At 73.4% G+C, this 18,635-nt stretch carries 14 protein-coding genes; 8 read left to right on the top strand and 6 right to left on the bottom strand.

What is annotated here, in order from left to right; genetic code table 11:
* Window positions 1-37 precede the first annotated feature (37 nt).
* Complete coding sequence (locus ACIBNE_RS11865; protein WP_399271374.1) at window positions 38-730, bottom strand: TetR/AcrR family transcriptional regulator; 693 nt, start codon at window positions 728-730, stop codon at window positions 38-40.
* Window positions 731-957: 227 nt separating this feature from the next.
* Between ACIBNE_RS11865 and wrbA the strand changes: the two genes are divergently transcribed.
* Entirely contained in the window at window positions 958-1,554 is a 597-nt protein-coding gene (gene wrbA, locus ACIBNE_RS11860) for an NAD(P)H:quinone oxidoreductase (protein WP_399271373.1), read from the top strand.
* Window positions 1,555-1,710: 156 nt separating this feature from the next.
* Here the strand turns inward: wrbA and ACIBNE_RS11855 are convergent, their stop codons facing one another.
* Window positions 1,711-2,619, bottom strand: coding sequence for an alpha/beta fold hydrolase (locus ACIBNE_RS11855; RefSeq protein ID WP_399271372.1), 909 nt, complete (start codon window positions 2,617-2,619; stop codon window positions 1,711-1,713).
* Between the two features lie 48 nt (window positions 2,620-2,667).
* Here ACIBNE_RS11855 and ACIBNE_RS11850 point away from each other — a divergent pair, with 48 nt between their 5' ends.
* Together ACIBNE_RS11850 and ACIBNE_RS11845 are read left to right on the top strand one after the other, a co-directional pair.
* Complete coding sequence (locus tag ACIBNE_RS11850; RefSeq protein WP_399271371.1) at window positions 2,668-3,282, top strand: TetR/AcrR family transcriptional regulator; 615 nt, start codon at window positions 2,668-2,670, stop codon at window positions 3,280-3,282.
* A 216-nt stretch (window positions 3,283-3,498) separates the two neighbouring features.
* Complete coding sequence (locus ACIBNE_RS11845) at window positions 3,499-5,076, top strand: MFS transporter (protein ID WP_399271370.1); 1,578 nt, start codon at window positions 3,499-3,501, stop codon at window positions 5,074-5,076.
* Window positions 5,077-5,185: 109 nt separating this feature from the next.
* Here the strand turns inward: ACIBNE_RS11845 and ACIBNE_RS11840 are convergent, their stop codons facing one another.
* Window positions 5,186-8,425 (bottom strand): BTAD domain-containing putative transcriptional regulator, encoded by a 3,240-nt coding sequence (locus ACIBNE_RS11840; protein ID WP_399271369.1) that lies wholly within the window; start codon window positions 8,423-8,425, stop codon window positions 5,186-5,188.
* A 162-nt stretch (window positions 8,426-8,587) separates the two neighbouring features.
* Here ACIBNE_RS11840 and ACIBNE_RS11835 point away from each other — a divergent pair, with 162 nt between their 5' ends.
* The 3 genes from ACIBNE_RS11835 to ACIBNE_RS11825 all read left to right on the top strand — a co-directional run bounded on the left by ACIBNE_RS11835 (window position 8,588) and on the right by ACIBNE_RS11825 (window position 11,405).
* Window positions 8,588-9,229 carry an SDR family NAD(P)-dependent oxidoreductase gene (locus ACIBNE_RS11835; protein ID WP_399271368.1) on the top strand — a complete coding sequence of 214 codons (642 nt, stop codon included), beginning with the start codon at window positions 8,588-8,590 and terminating at the stop codon, window positions 9,227-9,229.
* A gap of 125 nt (window positions 9,230-9,354) precedes the next feature.
* Window positions 9,355-10,575, top strand: coding sequence for an MFS transporter (locus ACIBNE_RS11830; RefSeq protein WP_399271367.1), 1,221 nt, complete (start codon window positions 9,355-9,357; stop codon window positions 10,573-10,575).
* Window positions 10,576-10,751: 176 nt separating this feature from the next.
* Window positions 10,752-11,405 (top strand): hypothetical protein, encoded by a 654-nt coding sequence (locus tag ACIBNE_RS11825; protein WP_399271366.1) that lies wholly within the window; start codon window positions 10,752-10,754, stop codon window positions 11,403-11,405.
* A 44-nt stretch (window positions 11,406-11,449) separates the two neighbouring features.
* Here ACIBNE_RS11825 and ACIBNE_RS11820 read toward each other — a convergent pair whose 3' ends face one another.
* Entirely contained in the window at window positions 11,450-12,424 is a 975-nt protein-coding gene (locus tag ACIBNE_RS11820) for a helix-turn-helix domain-containing protein (RefSeq protein WP_399271365.1), read from the bottom strand.
* 123 nt (window positions 12,425-12,547) lie between these two features.
* On the opposite strand from ACIBNE_RS11820, the gene ACIBNE_RS11815 reads away from it, so the two are divergent.
* Window positions 12,548-13,324 (top strand): NAD(P)H-dependent oxidoreductase, encoded by a 777-nt coding sequence (locus tag ACIBNE_RS11815; protein WP_399271364.1) that lies wholly within the window; start codon window positions 12,548-12,550, stop codon window positions 13,322-13,324.
* Between the two features lie 120 nt (window positions 13,325-13,444).
* Window positions 13,445-15,823: an ATP-binding cassette domain-containing protein gene (locus ACIBNE_RS11810; RefSeq protein WP_399271363.1), complete on the top strand. Its 2,379-nt coding sequence runs from the start codon at window positions 13,445-13,447 to the stop codon at window positions 15,821-15,823.
* Between the two features lie 60 nt (window positions 15,824-15,883).
* On the opposite strand, the gene ACIBNE_RS11805 is transcribed toward ACIBNE_RS11810, so the two are convergent.
* Complete coding sequence (locus ACIBNE_RS11805; RefSeq protein ID WP_399271362.1) at window positions 15,884-16,543, bottom strand: LuxR C-terminal-related transcriptional regulator; 660 nt, start codon at window positions 16,541-16,543, stop codon at window positions 15,884-15,886.
* A gap of 182 nt (window positions 16,544-16,725) precedes the next feature.
* Window positions 16,726-18,258 (bottom strand): aldehyde dehydrogenase (NADP(+)), encoded by a 1,533-nt coding sequence (locus ACIBNE_RS11800; RefSeq protein WP_399271656.1) that lies wholly within the window; start codon window positions 18,256-18,258, stop codon window positions 16,726-16,728.
* Window positions 18,259-18,635 lie beyond the last annotated feature (377 nt).

Genomic DNA, 18,635 nt, shown 5'->3' with positions numbered 1-18,635 from the left:
GCGAGGGGTAAGGGGGGCGGCTCGGTCCTCCTCGGTGTCAGCCCTCCTCGGTTCGGCTCTGCTCGGTGGGCGTGTCCGCGTCCGCCCGTCCGTCTCCGGCCCCGTCCAGTCCGCTCATCCCCAGCAACTCGTCGATGCTCGCCCTGATCCGTTCCGGCGTCGCGCCCCGCCCCTGGGTCAGGTGGCACAGCATGCTCGGTACGAAGGGGGCGAGCAGCAGGTCCGCCAGGACCACCGCGTCGGCCTCGGGCTTGATGTGCTTGATCAGCATGGCCGTGTGGGCGTGCTGCGTGATGTACGGGGCGCCCCTGTAGCGCCCCTCGGGCGACGCCGCCTCGGCCGCGTACATCAACTCCCGCTGCTCCAGCACCCGGTCGGCCAGCGCGTGCAGGAAGGCGCGGAGCCGTACGGCGGGCGGCGCGTCGGGGCCGAGCGGGGGCGGGCCGCTCAAGAAGGCTTCCTGGAGCTGTCGTTCGCGCTCGTCCAGCAGCGCGACGAGGAGTTGTCCCACGTCTCCGAAGCGGCGGTAGACCGTGCCCACGCCGATGCCGCTGGCGTGCGCGACCGCGTTCATCGTGAGCGCGTCGGGCCCCTGCTCGCGGACGATCCGGGCCGCCGCGCAGACGATCTTCCGCCGGTTGCGGGCGGCGTCGGCGCGCTCGGGCGGGGCCTCGCCCGCGAGCGGCAGGCCGAGGCCGGGGGAGGCGGGTGCGGGGATCTCACGGCTCATGTCCCGAGCGTAACGGAAAACTATCCGGTTAGCCCTCCGGAAGGTCTTGCCAAACGGATAGCCATCCGTTTAACTCGTGCCAACGGAAACGGATGGCTATCCGCTTCAGCTCCTCGGGTGGGTCCCCCGCTGGGTCCCCCGCCGGAGTTCGCCACCGGAGTCCGCCGCGTTCCCGCACGTCATCCCCGTACGCCATGCCCGCACGTCGCCCGCCCGGAGGCCCAGCCATGTCTGCCAAGATCGCCGTCGTCTACTACTCCTCGACCGGCACCGTCCACCAGCTCGCCCAGGCCATAGCCGAGGGTGCGGAGAAGGCGGGCGCCGAGGTGCGGCTGCGCCGGGTGCCGGAGCTCGCCCCCGACGCGGCCATCGACGCCAACCCCGCCTGGCGCGAGCACGTCGACGCCACGCAGGACGTCGAGACGGCCACATTGGACGATCTGACCTGGGCGGACGCCTATGCGCTCGGTTCGCCGACCCGCTTCGGCAACATCTCGTCGCAGCTGAAGCAGTTCATCGACACCACGGGCGGGCTGTGGCAGCAGGGCGTCATGATCGACAAGCCCGCCACCGCGTTCACCAGCGCCCACAACGCGCACGGCGGCAACGAGTCCACGCTGCTCGCGCTCTACAACACGTTCCACCACTGGGGCTCGGTCATCGTCTCGCCCGGCTTCACCGACCCGGTCGTGTACGGTGCCGGCGGCAACCCGTACGGCACCTCGCACGCGGCGGGCAGCGGCGCGCCCGACGAGAACGTCCTGGCGGCGGCCCGCTACCAGGGCGAGCGCCTGGCGAAGATCACCGCCCGGCTGCTCGGCTGACCGTACGGACGAGTGGGTGGGCGCGCGACCTCGCCGTCGCGCGCCCGTCCGTCGTGTACCCGTCCGTCGCGCCCGGGGCCGTTACGTGCCCGTCCGTTACGTGCCCGCCTGTCGCGCCCCGGCCCGTGGTGTGCCCGTCCGTCACGTGTCCGTCCGTTACGGGCGCCCGGGAACCGTCGACGCGATGAAGCGCCGCAACTCCTCCGCGAGGGCAGAGGGGTTGTCCAGCTGCACCAGCGTCCCCGCGTCCGGGATCTCCACGTACCGTCCGTCCGGCAGCAGTTCCGCCAGCCGCCTGCCCGTACGGTGCGGCATCATCCGGTCCTCCGCGCCCCAGGCCACCAGTGCGGGGCGGTCGAAGGCGGCGAGGTTCTCCGCCGCCTTGAGGTACGTGTCCCTGCTGCCGCCCAGGACGAACTTCCGCAGGTCCCTGCGGATCGCACCGCTGGTGAGCAGTGGCCGGTACCAGCGGCGCACCAGCTCGAAGGGGATCGGCCGCTTCGCCATCCCGCCGAGCGACGAGCCCATCCGTACGAGGAACGGCACCCGGAAGGACTGGAGCAGCAGGAACAGGCCGCCAGGCACCCGGGCCGCCGCGTGCAGGGTCCTGCCCTGGAACCCCGGCGGGTAGTTCTCCAGCGCCTCGCAGGAGGTGAGCACCAGCCGTCCGACACGCTCGTCCCGTACGCCCACGAGGAGCTGGGCCGTACCCGCGTCGTTCTGCACGAGGGTGACGTCGCGCAGGTCGAGCCGGTCCAGGAACTCCGCGAGCAGTACGGCCATTCCCCGTGCCGACAGATCGGCGTCCGGGCGCATGGGGGTGCGGTGGCTGCCGATCGGCAGTACGGGGACGACCACCCGGTAGTCGGGGCGCAGCTCCTCCACCAGGGCGTCCCAGACGGAGCCGTCGAAACCGAGGCCGTGGACGAGGACGACCGTGCCCGCCGAGGTGCCCGAACCATCTGAACGGTCCGGCCCGTCCGGCGCGGACCCCGTCGTGCTGCCGTCGGGCTCCCCGGTGTCGGTGAACTCCACGGTTCCCGCGCTCAGTTCCACCTCGGGCATGATCCTGCCTCTCACTTGATAGACCGATCTAGTGAGAGGCTAGCGAACATGAGGACCACGGGCGACACCAGACAGCGCATCGTCTCGGCGGCCACCGAGCTCTTCCGGCGCCAGGGCTACTCGGCGACCGGGATGAAGCAGATCGTCGCGACGGCCGGGGCGCCGTACGGATCGGCGTACCACTTCTTCCCCGGCGGCAAGGCGCAGCTCGGCGAGGAGGTGGTGCGCACGTCGGGTGCGGCGTACCTGGAGCTCATCGGTGAACTCTTCGTACCGGGCAGGGACTTGGTGGATGCGACGGGCGAGGCGTTCCTCGGGGCGGCCGGGACGCTGCGCGAGCTGGATTTCGCCGACCCGTGCCCGATCGCGACGGTGGCGCTCGAAGTCGCCAGTACGCACGAGGGGTTGCGGCTTGCCACGGCCGAGGTGTTCGACAGCTGGACGGCGGCGCTCGCCGCGTACTACGCGGCGAGCGGCCTCCCGGAGGGCGTGGCGCGGGAGACGGCCGTCTCGGTGATCGCGCTGCTGGAGGGCGCGTTCATGCTGGGCCGCGCTGCCAGGGACACGGGCCCCGTGGAGGCCGCGGCGAAGGCGGCGCGGTGGATCGTGCGGGGCGCGGTGCTGTCGGGGAGTGCGGAGGGTGGTGCGGGGCGCTCCGCGTGACCGTGCGGTTTTCCCCGGGCCGGGGGCCACCCGCAGGATGCCGGTGCGCCGTGCCCCTCGCCCTCGCCCCCGCCTTCGACGCTTCCCCCCTTCCTCTCTTCCCTCCCCCCCTCCTCTCGCGTACGACATACCTCTCTTGCGCACGCTGTTCCGTCGTGCGTACAGTGTGCGCATCGAGGGCACGACGTACGCGCCGAATGAGTGTGAGGGGTTCCCGTGGAAGCGACCGAAGGGCGTCACCCGCGACGCTGGCTGATCCTGATCGTGCTGTGCCTCAGCACGCTGGTGCTGGTCATCGACAACATGGCGCTGACCGTGGCGATCCCGGCGATGGCCGAGGACACCGGGGCGGGCTCGCAGGACATCCAGTGGATCATCGAGTCGTACATCCTGGTCTTCGCCGGGCTGCTGCTCACCGCCGGAAGCCTCTCCGACCGCTTCGGCCGCCGCCAGGTGATGATCGTCGGGCTTGCGGTCTTCGGGGCCGCCTCACTGCTCGGGACGGTCGCGGACAGCCCCGACCAACTGATCCTGGCCCGCGTCCTGATGGGCGTCGGCGGCGCGCTGATCATGCCGAGCACCCTCTCCATCCTCATCACGGTCTTCGACGAGGCCGAGCGCCCCAAGGCGATCGCCGCCTGGTCCACCGTCGCGATGGTCGGTCTGGTCGGCGGCCCCGTCCTCGGCGGCGTGCTGATCGCGAAGTTCTGGTGGGGCGCGGTCTTCCTGATCAACGTTCCGATCGCGGTCCTGGCGATCGTTGCCGCGCTGGTCCTGATGCCCGAGTCCAAGGGCCCCGCCCGCAAGGCCGACCCGCTCGGCATGGTGCTCTCCGTCGTCGGCATGACCGCGCTCGTCTGGACCATCAACGAGCTTCCCAAGGGCGGCCTCTCGCACACCGGAACGGTCGTCTCGCTGGTCGTCGGCGTCGCCGCGCTCGCCGGGTTCGCGGTGTGGGAGCTGCGCACCGGGTCCCCGATGATCCCGGTCGCCCTCTTCCGCAACCGCGTCTTCACCGGTGCCAGCTTCTCCCTGGTCCTGCTGACCTTCGCCAACGGCGGCCTGATGCTGGTCCTCACCCAGTACCTCCAGTTCGTCGCCGGGTACACCCCGACCGAGACCGGCCTCGCCTTCACCCCGCTCGCCGTCGCCAGCCTCGTCTTCAACGGCATCGGAGCCGGGCTCGTCGGCAGGCTCGGCAACCGCGCCGTCGCGGTCACCGGACTCCTGCTCACCGCCGCCGGGTTCGCGCTCCTCTCCGGCCTGGAGGCGGGCGACGGCTGGGGCCTGCTCGCCACCGCGATGGTCGTGATGGGCGCGGGCGGCGGCCTGGCGATGCCCGCCACGATCGGCGCGCTGATGGGCGCGGTGCCCGCCGAGCACGCCGGGGTCGGCTCCGCGCTGAACGACACCATCCAGCAGGCGGGCGCGGCGCTGGGCGTCGCGGTGCTCGGCGCGGTCCTCTCGGGGACGTACGCGTCCGAGATGCCGGACTCCGCCCCGGAGGCCGCGCGGCACTCGATCGCCGACGCCCTCGGGATCGCGGCGGGGTCGGGCGACGGGGCCCTGGCCGCCACCGCCAGGGACGCGTTCACCCAGGGCATGTCGGGCAGCTTCCTGGCCGGTGCGGCCGGGGTGGTGGGCGCCGCCCTCCTCGCACTGCTGCTGCTGAAGGGGCGCAAGGCGGAGGAGCGGGACGCGCAGGAGGGTGCGCGGGTGGATGCACAAGTGGATGCACAGGCTGTGGACACGGCGGCCGCCGACAGGGGAGACAAGGAGCCGAGCCTGGTGTGACCTGAGCGCGCGTACGGAGAGGCGGAGGGACCCGATCGGGTCCCTCCGCCTCTCGCGTGCCGTAAAACGTGTTCCAGCTGTCCGGCTTCCGGCTGTTCCGTCAGTCCGGTCAGTCCCGCACTGTCAGGTGCTCCACCGCGTCCAGCGCCGCGAGTTCCGCCCCTCGGGCGAACGCCTCCTCGAACGCAGCCCCGCCCAGGGCCCGCGTCGCCGCCGCCGCGATCCGGTCCACGTCGCCCCGCTCGGCCGGTGGCAGCGGCGCGCCCGCCCCGAGCCGGGCCGCGTGCGCGGCACCCAGCAGTTCCGCCGCGTGCCCTGCGGTCTCCGGGCGCAGGGCCGCCGCGCCCGCCAGGCCCTCCAGCGAAAGGGCGAGCGCGCGCGGCTCACCGATCGTGCGGGCGATCGCCAGACCCTTTCGATGCTGTTCCACCGCACCCTCGCGATCGCCGTACAGTTCGGCGACGAAGCCCAGTTCGGCGTGGAGCAGATGGTCGCCCACGTCCGACGAGACGTCCGCGTAGCCCTCCCTGATGCGCGAGAGGTGCGTCTGCGCCCCGGCCAGGTCGCCCGAGCGGCGCGCCCCGAGGGCGAGGCCCATCATCGAGTGGACCTCGCCGTACTTGTAGCCCTGCTCGACGGCCAGCAGTCGGGCCTCTTCGTGCAGTTCGCGGGCGCGCTGCCAGTCGTGCGCGAACAGGGCGAGCCTGCCGAGCCCGGAGAGGCGTGCGGAGACCTCCGTCTCCAGGCCGAGTTCGCGGGCGATGGCCAGGCCCTCGCGGTGGCGGCGCTCGGCCTCCGCGTACTCCCCCTTGATCTCCGCGAGCACCGCGAGCGGGGTCACCGTCTGCGACTCGCCCCACCGGTCGCCCAGCTCGGCGAAGAGCGCCGCGCTGCGCAGCCCGTCCCTGCCGATCGCGCCGAGGTCACCGGTGACCAGCGCGTGCATGGCGCGCAGCGCGAGGGCGGCGGCCGTGCCCCAGCGGTCGCCGTCGGCCTCGAACCGGGCGAGCACCCGGGCGTTCGCCTCCTCGCCTGCCGCCCGGTCGCCACCGCTGAACAGGGCGTACGCGTACAGCCACGCGGCCCGCCCGTCCTGCGGCCGGGACCCCTGCCGGGAATCCGGCCGGGACCCCGGCTGTACGGGCTCCGGGCGCGTGCCTGTCAGCAGGGCGAAAGCGTCCCGGAGGGTACGGAGTTCCGTGTTCTCGGGCGCGGCGCCCAGCGTCGCGGACAGCGCCCGGTACGCCTCGTGCAGACGGCCGCGCAGCAGCCACCACCACGACAGCGCCGTCGCGAGCCGTACCGCCTCACCGGACGGTGCCGCGTCGAGCGCGGCGCGGAGGTTCGCGCCGTCCGCGTCGAGCCGGGCGAGCCACTCCCGCTGTCCCGCGCTCCTGAGGTGCGGTTCGGCGCGCTCGGCGAGGTCCAGGTAGTGGCGCAGGTGCCGGTCCCGTACGGCGGCGACGTCGTCCATCTCGTGCAGCCGCTCCACGGCGTACGCGGCGACGGACTCCAGCAGCCGGTAGCGCGGCGCCGCACCGGCCCGGCCCGGGACCACCACCACCAGCGAGCGGTCCACCAGCCGGGCCACCAGGTCCAGCACCTCGTCCGCGGCCACCCCCTCGCCCGCGCAGACCGCCTCGGCGGCCTCCAGCGAGCAGCCGTCGTGGTGCACGGCCAGCCGGCGCAGCACGATGCGCTCGGGCGCGCTCAGCAGCTCCCAGCTCCAGTCGAGCACCGCGCGCAGGGTCTGCTGCCGGGCGGGCGCGCCCCGCTGCCCCGATGCGAGCACCCGGAACCGGTCGCCGATGCGCGCGGCCAACTCGCCCACGCCCAGCGCCCGCACCCGGGTCGCCGCCAGTTCGAGCGCGAGCGGGATCCCGTCGAGCCTGCGCACGATCTCCGCCACGGCGTCCCGCGCGGCGGCGTCGTCGAGCGCGAAGCCGGGGGCGGCGGACGCGGCACGCTCCGCGAACATCCGCTCGGCGTCGGCGGGCAGCAGCGGCTCCACGGGGAGGACGGCCTCGCCCGCGATGCCCAGCGGCTGCCGGCCGGTGGCCAGTACGCGCAGTCCCGGAGCGGCGCGCAGCAGCCGGTCGGCGAGTGCGGCGGCGGCCTCGACGACGTGCTCGCAGTTGTCGAGCACGAGCAGGGCGCGCCGGTCGCACAGGGCGTCGGCGACGCGCTCGGCGGGGGAGGGCAGGGCGAACGCGGCGCCGGGGGAGCGCGTACCGGCAGGGGTGTCGTCGCGCAGCCCGAGGGCGGCGGAGACCGACTCCATGAGGTCGTCGACACCGCCGTACTGTCCGGCGAGTTCGACGAGCCACACCCCGTCGGGCGCGATCGTGTCGGAGGGCGCCGATTCGGCCTGTGCGGCAGCGGCCAGCGCGAGCCGCGTCTTGCCGACCCCGCCGGGCCCGGTGAGCGTGACGAGCCGCCCTGCGGACAGGAGCGAACCGAGCGTACGGAGGGTCTGTTCGCGCCCGACGAGCGAAGTGAGAGGGAGGGGCAGCCGGGACCGGTGGGGACGGACCGACAAGGGCGTGGGGCGGGACGGGGCCACGGGCGCGCCGCCCGGCGCGGTGGACGCGTGGCGCACGCCCAGGGCCGAGTCCTGCCGCAGGATCGCCTCGTGCAGCGCGGCCAGCTCCGGGCCCGGATCCAGGCCGAGTTCGTCGGCCAGCCGGTCGCGCAGCTCGGCGTAGGAGGCGAGCGCCTCGCTCTGCCGCCCGGCCAGGTACAGCGCGCGCAGCTGTACGGCGCGCAGCCGTTCGCGCAGCGGATGGCGTGCCACGAGGTCGGACAGTTCGCCGGTCAGGAGGGTGTGTTCGCCCGCGTCGAGGCGCGCCTCGGCCTGCTCCTCAAGGACGGTGAGCCGTTGCTCCGCGAGGCGGTGCGCGGTCGTGCGGACGAACTCCTCGTCCGCGAAGTCGGCGTACGCGGGTCCGCGCCACAGCTCCAGCGCTTCCGTGAGCAGGGCCGCCCTGGTGCGCGGGTCGGGCTCGCGGCGGGCGCGTTCGGCGAGGGCGCGGAACCGGTCGGCGTCCACCTCGCCGCCCACCTCGCCGCCGGCCGCGCCGAGGCGCAGCCGGTAGCCGGGCGGCTGGTGCACCACCAGGTCGCGGCCGATGGCGCGGCGGAGCTGGGAGACCTTGGCCTGGAGGGCGTTGGCGGGATTGCCCGGGGGCCGCCCGCCCCAGAGGTCGTCGACCAGCCGGTCCACGGAGACCGGCCGCCCCTCGTGCACCAGGAGGTCCGCGAGCAGCGCCCTGACCTTCGCCTCGGGGACCCTGACGGGCTCCCCGTCGTCGTCCCACACCGCCAGTGGACCCAGCACCCCGAACCGCATGCCAGAACCGTACACACGTACCGATCGGCGCACTTCGCCGAGCGCGCTCCCGCCGAGCGTGCTCCCACCAGGCGCGCTCCCACCGGGCGCGCTCCCACCAGGCGCACCGGCCGTCAGCGGACCGTCAGCGGCCCCGAAGGGCCGCCGGGCACCGTCGTACGCATGACAGCGAGCGGCGGCGGGACGCACAAGACGAGCGATGTTCGGGGCCCGTGGCGCGTGCCCGGCAGGACGCGGTACGGCGGCAGCAGCGCCGTCGTCGTCGGCGGCGCCCCGGGACCCGGACTGGCCGTCGCCAAACGGCTCGTGGAGGGCGGCGCCGACGTGCTGCTCACCGGCCGGGACCGGGGCGGCCTCGCGGCGGTGGCGCCGGAGTGCGGCTCCGGTGCGCACGTCGTCGGTTGCGACCCGTCGGATCCCGCGGCGCTCGCGGAACTCGTCCCCGCTGTGGAGCGGAGGCTGGGCCGGATCGACCACCTCTTCGCGTACGCGGGGCCCGGTTCCGACTGTACGGACAGTGCCGAGGCCGCCGTACGGGCCCTGCTGCCGCTGCTGCGGGAGGGCGGCGCGGTGGTTCTGGTCGCCGAGGGCCACACCGCCTTCCGCCCCTCCGTACGGGAGCTGGCCGCCGAACTGTCCGGCCGGAACATCCGGGTGAACGCGGTGCTGACCGGTCACGACGGCGCCCGGACGCGGCGCGGGGGCTCCTTCGACGCGGTGGCGCGCGCCGCCCTGTTCCTCGCGGCCGACGCGGTGTTCACCACGGGCGCGGAACTGCCCGTGGACACGGCACGGGACGCGTAGCGGCGCCCCCTCCCCACGAAGGAAACACGAAGGAAGCCCGGTACCTCCTCCGTACCGCTGTCCCTTCACTTCCCTTTTCCCTTCGCCTCCCCTCCCTTCCCTTCACCTAGTAAGGACCCCACCGCATGTCCGGCACAGCGCAGTTGAAGAACACGGACCCAGTACAAGGGACCCCCGACACCTCTCGGAGACTTCCCCTCCCGGCCCTCCTCGCCCTCGCCACCGCCGTCTTCGTCACCAGCCTGACCGAGACGCTGCCCGCCGGACTGCTGCCCGCCATGAGCGCCGATCTGGGCGTCGGCGAGTCCGCGGCGGGCCAGACGGTCACCGTCTACGCGCTGGGCACCGCGCTCACCGCCCTGCCCCTCACGGCCGCCACCGCCGCCTGGCGCCGCAAGCGCCTCCTGCTGACCGCCATGGCGGGCTTCGCCGCCGCCAACACGGTCACCGCGCTCTCCTCCGACTACACCCTGACCATGGTCGCGAGGTTCGCCGCGGGCGTGGCCGCCGGTCTGGCCTGGGCGCTGCTCGCCGGATACGCCCGCCGCCTCGCGCCCGCGCACCTCCAGGGCCGGGCGCTGGCGGTCGCGATGGCGGGCATACCGGTGGCGCTCTCGCTCGGCGTGCCGGCGGGCACGTTCCTCGGCGACGCGCTCGGCTGGCGGTGGGCGTTCCTGGCGATGACCGCGCTGACCGTCGCCCTGCTGGCGTGGATCGTGGCGGCCGTGCCCGACCGGCCGGGACAGGCACGGGGCGCCCGTACGCCGATGCTGAGCGCCCTGCGCGTCCCCGGCGTCGCCCCGGTCCTCTTCGTCACGCTGGTGTTCGTCCTCGCGCACACCGTGCTGTACGCGTACATCGCCACGTTCCTCGACGACTTGGGGATGGGCGGTTCGACCGACCTCGTCCTGCTGGTGTTCGGCGCCGCGTCCCTGCTGAGCATCTGGATCGTGGGGGCGCACATCAACGGCAAGCTGCGCGTCCTGACCATCGGCAGCGCACTGCTGGTCGCGGTGGCCGCGGGGCTGCTCGCCGTGCTCGCGGACAGCACCGCGCTCGTGTACGCGGCCGCCGTCCTGTGGGGCCTGGGCTGGGGCGGCGTACCGACCCTGCTCCAGACGGCCGCGGGCGACGCGGGCAAGGACGCGGGGGACGCCGTGCAGGCGATGCTCGTGACCCTCTGGAACGTCGCGATGGCCGGGGGCGGGGTCGTCGGGGGCGTGCTCCTGGACCTGGCGGGTTCCGGGTCCTTCCCGTGGGCGGTGCTGGGGCTCATGGCGCCGGTGCTCGTCGTGGTGGTGGCGGCGAGGGCGCGGGCGTTTCCCGCGAAGCGCCCCGTGGGGTGAGGGAGTTGGGGGCGCGCCCCGCCCGAGGGACCCGGTTCCGCCCGGCCGTACGGACGGGAACCGGGCATCGGCCGGGGCGCGTCCCCACTCCTGCGCCGGGCGATCATCCAGGGCCGTACGGCCCTGACACGCCCCGTCCCCGTCCGCCCGGCACCGTCCCCGACCGGAGGAACACCATGGCTCACCCCGGAACGCCCCCACGCCCCGCCCAGCGCCGCGGAGGCTGCCTCCAAGCCCTGGTGGTCCTGGCGGTGGTCCTCGGCCTCGGGTACGGCGCCTCGGTCCTGTTCGGCGACGGCAAGGGATCCAAGGGGTCGTCCGCGAGCAAGGACGGCTCGGGCTCCACCGGCGCGTGGAAGGTCGGGGACTGCGGCGGCCCCGACCCGGACGACGCCCCCGACGGCTTCCGCAAGATCGGGTGCGAGGACTCCACCGCCTCGTTCAAGGCGCTGGAGATCCAGCCCGGGAGCATGCTCCCGGACTCCGTGCAGTGCCCCGCGGGCACGGACCTGATCATCAAGGTCTCGGTGTCGTACGGATCGGGCGACAAGAAGACCGGCGGGGGCATCCCCACCAGCACCGTCTGCGGCCGCAACCTCGCCGCCCCCCACCCCGGTGACGCGGGCGAGGGCGGCGGCCAGTTGGTGGTGGGCGACTGCGTCTCGTCGACCGCGCAGGAAGTGAAGTGCGCGTCGGCGGGCGGCAGCGACTTCAAGGTGCTCGCACTGGCCAAGAGCGAGGCGACGTGCCCGTCAGGGACGACCGAGCCCATGAAGCTGACGATGGCGATCGGCCGCCCGTACGACGTGATCTGCGGCGGCAAGGTCTAGGGGCGGCACGTTCCGAGGGCGGCGAGGTTCGAGCCCCGTCCGCCTCAAGAGCGGGGGCGTTCCAACGGGCTCCCCAGCAGGGCGAGGGCGGCGGCCTCCGGGCTGTCCGCCTCCGCGCTGAACACGTGCACCACCAGCCCTTGTTCGCCCGGCGCGCCGGGGACGTACAGTACCTCGAAGTTCAGTTCGAGCAGTCCGGCGACGGGATGCCGCAGCCGTTTGCGCCCCGCCGCGCACATCGTGATCTCCCCGCTGTCCCAGATCTTCCGGAAGTCGGTGCTGAGCGCGGACAGTTCGGTGATGAGCGCGGCGAGTTCCGTGTCGTCCGGGTAGCGCCCCGACGCGACCCGCAGTTGGCCCACGGCCTCCGCCGCCCGGTCCGCCCAGTCGGGGTGGACGTCGCGCGACGCGGGGTCGAGGAAGAGGAACCTGGCGTTGTTGCGGTCCCGGCGCTCCGGGGCGGCCACGCCGCCGATCAGTTCGGCGCCCGGCGCGTTCCACGCCACCACGTCGAGTCTGTGGTCCGTCACGAACGTGGGGAAGCCGTCCAGGGAGTCCAGCAGCCGCTGCAACTGGGGGCTCACTCTGGCCCGGGGCGCGGCGCTGTGCCGGGCGGCCGCGAGGGTGGCGAGGTGGCGGTGTTCGGCGGCGTCGAGCCCCAGCGCCCGCGCGAGCGCGTCCAGCACTTCGGGAGAGGGCTGGGTGGCCCGGCCCTGCTCCAGCCGTACGTAGTAGTCCACGCTGATTCCGGCGAGCTGGGCCAGCTCTTCGCGGCGCAGCCCGCGCACGCGCCTGCGCCGCCCTCCGACGAGCCCGACGTGCTCGGGGGACACGCGGGCCCTGCGGGCGCGCAGGAAGCCGCCGAGGGCCAGCCGGTTGTCGCCCCCGCCCGCCCCGCCCGCCCCGTGCGCGGCGCCGCCCCCGACGGCGCCGCCCCCGCCCGTGCCCCCGCTGCCCGTGCTGCCGCTTCCGCCGTTCCCGTCCCTGTCGGCCATGCCGCCGTCCCCCGTCACGTCCATGGACCCAAGTAACCCAAGTATGGGCGGCACTTTCGCGAGGGTGGTCCCGCGAGTACCAGGAACGCCGTTCCCCGGACGAACAAGGTGCTGGCTACCGCCCCGCGGCCGGGCCACCGTAGGACCATGTCGAAGAAGAAGATCCTGATAGTCAGCGCCCACCCCGAGCCCCGCTCCCTCAACGCCTCCCTCACCTCCTTCGCGGCCGAACACCTCCGTGCGGCGGGCCACGAGGTGCGCGTCTCCGATCTGTACGCGATGAAGTGGAAGGCGACCGTCGACGCCGACGACTTCCCCGACAGGGACGCGGACGAACGGCTCGCGGTGATGGCCGACTCGGAGCGGGCCACCCTGGACGGCCGGCTGGCGGCGGACATCGCGGCGGAGCAGGAGAAGGTGCTCTGGTCGGACGCGGTGATCCTGCAGTTCCCGATGTGGTGGTTCTCGGCGCCCGCGATCCTCAAGGGCTGGGTCGACCGGGTGTTCACGGCGGGCTTCGCCTACGGCCCCGCCGTTCCGCCGCCGTACAGCCACGGCCCTCTGGCGGGCCGCAGGGCGCTGGTTTCCGTGACGGCGGGGGCCAGGGGGACGGCGTTCTCCGACCGGGGCATCCACGGCCGCCTGTCCGACCTGCTCCACCCCTTGCAGCACGGACTGTTCTGGTTCACGGGCATGGAGCCGCTGGAGCCGTACGCGGTGACCGGGGCGAACGCGCTGACCGACGAGGAGTACGAGGCCGCGAAGCAGGCGTACGCGCACCGCCTGGACGGCCTCTTCACGGACGCCCCCGTCCCGTTCCGCACGCTCACGGGCGGCGACTACGACCACGACATGCGGCTCCTGCCGGACCGGGAGCCCGGGGGCACGACGGGCCTGGACCTCCACGTGCACCCGGGAGCCTGACGCACGGCACCGCGCCCGGTCAGGTTTCGAGAAGCGCCGACCGCCGCACCGCGTCTAGCGTGGCAGTCGTACGGCGAACGGCAGGCCCGCCCCGCCCCGACGGATGGAGACCCGAGGACCATGGCCAAGAGGACGGACGGGCGGTCGCCCGCGGAGCACGCCGCCGACAGCCACGACCTGATCCGGGTGCACGGGGCGCGCGAGAACAACCTCAAGGACGTCAGCGTCGAGATCCCCAAGCGCCGGTTGACCGTGTTCACGGGCGTTTCGGGCTCGGGCAAGAGCTCGCTGGTGTTCAACACGATCGCCGCCGAGTCGCAGCGCCTGATCAACGAGACGTACAGCGCCTTCGTCCAGGGCTTCATGCCGTCGCTGGCGCGGCCCGAGGTCGACGTGCTCGAAGGGCTGACGACGGCGATCGTCGTCGACCAGCAGCGGCTGGGCGCCGACCCGCGCTCCACGGTCGGCACGGTCACCGACGCCAACGCCATGCTCCGCATCCTCTTCAGCCGCCTCGGCGTGCCGCACATCGGCCCGCCCAGCGCGTACTCCTTCAACACCGCCTCGGTCCGCGGCAGCGGCGCGATCTCCGTGGGCGACAAGAAGGCGGTGAAGGCGACCTACAGCCGCACTGGCGGCATGTGCCCGAACTGCGAGGGCCGCGGCACGGTCTCCGACATCGACCTCACCCAGCTGTACGACGACTCCAAGTCGATTGCGGAGGGTGCCTTCACGATCCCCGGCTGGAAGTCGGACAACGTGTGGACGGTCGGGATCTACGCCGAGTCGGGCTTCCTCGACCCGAACAAGCCGATCCGCAGGTTCACCAAGAAGGAGATGCAGGACTTCCTCTACCGGGAGCCCACCAAGGTCAAGGTCAACGGCGTCAACCTCACCTACGAGGGCCTGATCCCCAAGATCCAGAAGTCGTTCCTCGCCAAGGACAAGGAGGGGATGCAGCCGCACATCAGGGCGTTCGTGGAGCGGGCGGTCACCTTCACCTCCTGTCCCGAGTGCGGGGGCACGCGCCTCAGCGAGGGCGCCAGGTCGTCGAAGATCAAGCGGATCAGCATCGCCGACGCCTGCGCGATGGAGATCAGGGACCTGGCCGAGTGGGTGCGCGGCCTCAAGGACGACTCGGTCGCCCCGCTGCTCACGGCGCTGGGCGAGACCCTCGACTCGTTCGTCGAGATCGGCCTCGGGTACCTGTCCCTGGACCGCCCTTCGGGCACGCTCTCGGGCGGCGAGGCGCAGCGCGTGAAGATGGTGCGGCACTTGGGCTCGTCCCTCACCGACGTCACGTACGTCTTCGACGAGCCGACCACCGGCCTGCACCCGCACGACATCAACCGGATGAACGACCTGCTGCTGCGCCTGCGGGACAAGGGCAACACGGTGCTGGTCGTCGAGCACAAGCCGCAGACGATCGCGATCGCCGACCACGTGGTGGACCTGGGACCCGGCGCCGGTACGGCGGGCGGCGAGGTGTGTTTCGAGGGCACCGTGGAAGGGCTGCGGAAGGGCGACACGGTCACCGGCCGCCACCTGGACGACCGGGCCGCCGTCAAGGAGTCCGTACGGAAGCCCACCGGCGCCCTTGAGGTGCGGGGCGCGAGCGCGCACAACCTCAGGGATGTCGACGTGGACGTCCCGCTCGGCGTGCTGACCGTGGTGACCGGTGTGGCGGGCTCGGGGAAGAGCTCCCTGGTGCACGGTTCGATCCCGCCAGGCGAGGGCGTCGTCGTGGTCGACCAGTCGCCGATCCGGGGGTCCCGGCGCTCGAACCCGGCGACGTACACCGGACTGCTCGACCCGATCCGCAAGGCGTTCGCCAAGGCCAACGGGGTCAAGCCCGCCCTGTTCAGCGCCAACTCCGAAGGCGCCTGCCCGCACTGCAACGGCGCCGGAGTCATCTACACCGACCTCGCCATGATGGCCGGCGTCGCCACCCCCTGCGAGGACTGCGAAGGCAAGCGGTACCAGCCGTCGGTCCTCGAATACCACCTCGGCGGGCGCGACATCAGCGAGGTGCTGGCGATGTCGGTGGACGAGGCGGAGGAGTTCTTCGGGTCGGGCGACGCGGCCACGCCCGCGGCCCACCGCATCCTGGCGCGCCTCGCGGACGTCGGCCTCGGCTACCTCCGCCTCGGCCAGCCCCTGACCACCCTCTCCGGCGGCGAGCGCCAGCGCCTCAAGCTGGCGACGCACATGGGCGACAAGGGCGGTGTGTACGTCCTGGACGAGCCGACCACCGGCCTGCACCTCGCCGACGTGGAGCAGCTGCTGGGCCTGCTGGACCGGCTGGTCGACGCGGGCAAGTCGGTGATCGTGGTCGAGCACCACCCCGCGGTCATGGCTCACGCCGACTGGATCATCGACCTGGGGCCAGGCGCGGGCCACGACGGCGGCCAGGTCGTCTTCGAGGGCACCCCGGCCGACCTGGTCGCGGCGCGCGCGACGCTGACGGGCGAGCACCTGGCGGAGTACGTGGGCGCGTGACCGCGTGGCCTGCGGGCGCCGGGCCGTGATCGGCGCGGCGCCCGCAGGCGGCCGGGTGCTTCAGCAGACGGCGTCCATCCGCACCGCGTCCATGCGCACGGCGATGGCCGCCGCCTGGGTGCGGTTGGGGCAGTTCATCTTGGCCAGGATGTTCGCCACGAGCCGCTTCGCGCCGTGCTCCGAGATCCGCAGCCGCCGGGCGATCAGCTTGTTGCTCAGCCCCTCCACCAGCAGCTCCAGCGTCTCGCGCTCGCGCGGGGTGAGGGTGGCGATGCGGTCGCGGTGCCCCAGGGCCGGGCCGGGGGAGCGCCTGATCAGGGCGTGGGAGAAGGCGGACGGCAGCGGAAAGCCCCCGCTCCGCACCTGGGTGAAGGCGAGGGCGAGGGCGGCTGACGTCAGCTCGTGCTTCAGCAGCACCCCGTCGGCGACGAGCCCGCGGATGGAGTCCGGGTCGTCGACCATGCGCTCGTCCAGCAGGAGCAGTACCTTCGCCCCTGCCGCGCCCGCGCGGTTCGCGGTCTCCTTGACCCAGTCCTCCCGGGGGCAGGAAAGTAACAGGATGTCCACGTCGGTGAAGTCGATCGCGGCGGCCGCCTGCGGTTCGTAGGCGCAGTCGCGTACGGACTCGACGTCGGGGACGTCCCCCAAGAGGGTCTGCACCCCCCTGCGCAGCACTTCGCTCCTGGTCATGACGGCGACCCGCTCTGTCGCTGCTGACATGCGGCTTCCCCCTCGTACGTCGGTCATCGCTGATCAGCGGATGGTCGGCGCTGACCGGTCCACGACGGCGGTGGGCCGCTGCCCAGGACGACACGGACAGCAGACACATACAAGCGTCGTCCAGTCTGACGTCGGAGGGGCTCTTGTGCAACCTCGTTCCACTCGGGGCCAATTGGGGTGCTTCAGGCGCGTACGCCGTCCATGCGGCGCGGCAGGGACAGCGGATTGGCGTTCCGCAACTGGGGCGGGAGCAGCGCGTCGGGCACGGACTGGTAGCAGACGGGGCGCAGGAAGCGGGAGACGGCGGAGGCGCCGACGGAGGTGTGCCCGGGGGAGGTCGTCGCGGGGTAGGGGCCGCCGTGGTGCGTGGCCCAGCCGACGGTCACGCCGGTCGTGAAGCCGTTCCAGACGATCCTTCCGCAGGACCGGGCGAGCCGGTCGAGCAGCAGGCCCGACAGTTCCTGCTCGCCCTCGTCGGCGTGCACCGCGCAGGACAGCTGTCCTTCCAACGCCTCCGCGACCTCGATGAGTTCGGCCACGTCCCGGTATTCGGCGATCACGGCGAAGGGGCCGAAGCACTCCTCCATGAGGGGCGCTTCCGGGCGCAGCAGCTCCTTGGCCGCCACGTGCAGCAGACACGCGGCGACCTGCCGCTCGTCGTCGTCCGCCGGTCGGCCGACCGCGGCGGTGCGCACGCCGGGCAGCGCGGACAGCCGCTCGACGCCCTCCCGGAAGGCGGCGCGGATGCCGTCGTTGAGGAGCCAGGAGGGGGCGACCTCGGTCACGGCGGCGGCCGCTTCCGCGCGCAGCTCGTCCCCGTCCGTCCCCGCGGGCACGAGCAGCAGCCCCGGCTTGGTGCACACCTGGCCGTGCCCGAAGGACAGGGACCGTACGAAGTCCCGGGCGATGGACGCGGCCCGGTCCCGTGCGGCGCCCGGCAGCACGAAGACCGGGTTGAGGCTGCTCAGTTCGCCGTGGAAGGGGATCGGTTCGGGGCGCGACGCCGCCAGCTGGTGGAGCCGGCGGCCGCCGACGAGCGAGCCCGTGAAGCCGACGGCCTTGATCCGGGGGTCGAGGACCAGGCTGCGGCCCGCCTCGAACCCCCAGACGATGCCCACGGTGCCGGCGGGCGCGCCCGCAGCGGCCACGGCCCTGGCCACCGCGTCGAACGCCAGCCGACTGGTCGCGGGGTGGGAGGGGTGCGCCTTCACGACGACGGGGCAGCCCGCGGCGAGGGCCGACGCGGTGTCGCCGCCCGCGACCGAGAAGGCGAGCGGGAAGTTGCTGGAGCCGAAGACGGCGACCGGGCCGAGGGGCCGCAGCATGCGCCGCATGTCGGGCAGCCCGGGTCCCGTATCGCCCCCGGCCGTGGCCCGGTCGATCACCGCGTCCGCGTAGGAGCCCTCGCGCAGCACCTCGGCGAAGAAGCGCAACTGTCCGCACGTGCGGACGAGTTCGCCGCGCAGCCGGTCCGCGCCGAGCGCCGTCTCCCGGTCGGCTGCCTCCACCAGGGCGGCGCCGGCGGCCTCCAGCTCGACCGCGACGGCCTCCAGCAGGGCCGCCCGGCCGCCCGGCCCCATGCGGTCGAGGCCCGCGGCGGCGTCGGCCGCGGCCCCGCACACCCGGGCGACCTCCCGGGCCCCGGACTCCTCCGCGACCGACTCCACCGCCAGGCCCGTGCGCTGGTCCATGGAGTACACCTCGCTCATCGCCAAGCTCATCGCCAACTCCTCGTCGTCTCTCGACCGTTGTCCGCGCGGTGCTGGTGTCCGCGCGGCGCCGTTCCCGGCGGGCGCCGCTTTCCGGCGCCGCGTCCGCCGCTTTGCCGCGCCGTCCCACCGGCGCGCCGTCCCACCGGCTGCACCGTCCCACCGGCTGGGCCGTGGGCGCGGACAGCAGCGGTCAGCGTTCCGTGCGCCCGGCGCGCCGGGAAGGGTCGCCCGGTCGCCCGTCCGGGGTGCCCGATCGGGCAGTAGCCGTCCGGGCAGCCCGGACGGGCGACCGAGCAGCCATTCCCGCCGGGTTGGCCGAGTACGGATGCTCGTAGTGCCGCGAACGGCGCCTGGGACGGCGCCGGGATCGGCTTCACGAA

The sequence above is a fragment of the Streptomyces sp. NPDC050504 genome, assembly GCF_044458065.1.
Taxonomy (GTDB): Bacteria; Actinomycetota; Actinomycetes; order Streptomycetales; family Streptomycetaceae; genus Streptomyces.
This window is presented reverse-complemented; position numbering and strand designations above follow the sequence as displayed.